This is a genomic window from Brevundimonas sp. TWP2-3-4b1 (genome assembly GCF_049897665.1).
GTDB lineage: Bacteria > Pseudomonadota > Alphaproteobacteria > Caulobacterales > Caulobacteraceae > Brevundimonas > Brevundimonas subvibrioides_B.
Genome location: NZ_JAFCWQ010000066.1, coordinates 1 through 1,170 on the forward strand (window position 1 = coordinate 1; position 1,170 = coordinate 1,170).

At 68.4% G+C, this 1,170-nt stretch carries 1 protein-coding gene; it reads right to left on the reverse strand.

Features of this window, described 5'->3' with window-relative positions:
* Positions 1-49 precede the first annotated feature (49 nt).
* The coding region (locus ACP7A5_RS17940) for an OmpA family protein (RefSeq protein WP_426043161.1) at positions 50-1,170 on the reverse strand (1,121 nt) is incomplete at its 5' end.

The window sequence follows — 1,170 nt, forward strand, 5'->3', positions numbered from 1 at the left end:
CCTGTCAGGATCCCGATCCTTGCGAGATCGGGATTCTTGTCCAGGCGTCCTAGAAGTTGATGCCGATGGTGGCGCGACGGTTCAGAGGCTCGCGAACGCCGTCGGCGGTCGGACGGGCCAGGTTGGTTTCACCCTTGCCGTCGAGAGCGATGACGCCGCCGGCGACGCCTTGAGCGACCAGGGCGTCAGCCACGGTGCGCGAGCGACGGTTCGACAGGCCCACGTTGTAGGCGGCCGAGCCGGAGGTGTCGGCGTAGCCGACGACCAGCACGCGCGTCGGACGACCCGACTTGGCGTAGTTGGCGGCCTGCGTGACCACCGAACGGGCTTCGGCCGTCAGGTCCGAGCGATCCCAGTCGAAGTAGACCACGAACTCACGCGCGACCGGAGCCGGCGGAGGCGGCGGCGGCGGGGGAGGAGGCGGGGGCGGGGGAGGCGGGGGCGGCGGCGGGGGCGGCGGCGGGGGCGGCGGCGGCGGAGCGTCGGCGGCTCCGAAGGCGTAGCGCAGACCCAGGGTCACCGTGTGGCTCTCGTCGTAGTCGCCGTCGAACGTGCCGTAGTTGTTCACGGCCGCCGTGGAGTTCGTGAACGTCTTGAACTCCATGTCGCCCGTCAGATAGCGGTACGTCAGGTCGATGTTGGCGCGGTCGCCGATCGCATAGCTCAGGCCCGCCAGGGCTTGCGCCGCAAACTTGGTCGAGCTGTCGTCAGCCGCGATCGAGACCGTGCGCTGGCCGCGGATCGTGCCCACGAACTCGGTGTTGACGCGGTTCACGCCGACGCCGAGGCCCACGAACGGACGAACGCCCCAGTACTCGCCGCCGATGTCATAGATGACATTGGCCATGAGCGTAGTGGATTCGATGTCGCCTTCCGGCGAGAAGCAGGGGCCCGTGGCCGGCGTGAAGTTACACACGCCCGACGGAACCGAACCCGTCGAGTGACGGATGCGACCGATGTCGCCCGAGCGGTAACCGCCTTCGAGCTCGACGCGCCAGTTCGGGTTGAACCGGTAGCCCAGACGCGCGAACGCGGCCCAGCCGTCGTTCACTTCGGCATTCCAGTTCACGCCGTTGCCGGACGCTTCCAGGTTGATGTCGTCGATCTTGTGGTAACCGGCGTCAATCGCGCCGTACCAGCCGTCCGGCTCAGCCGAAGCAGCACCAGCGG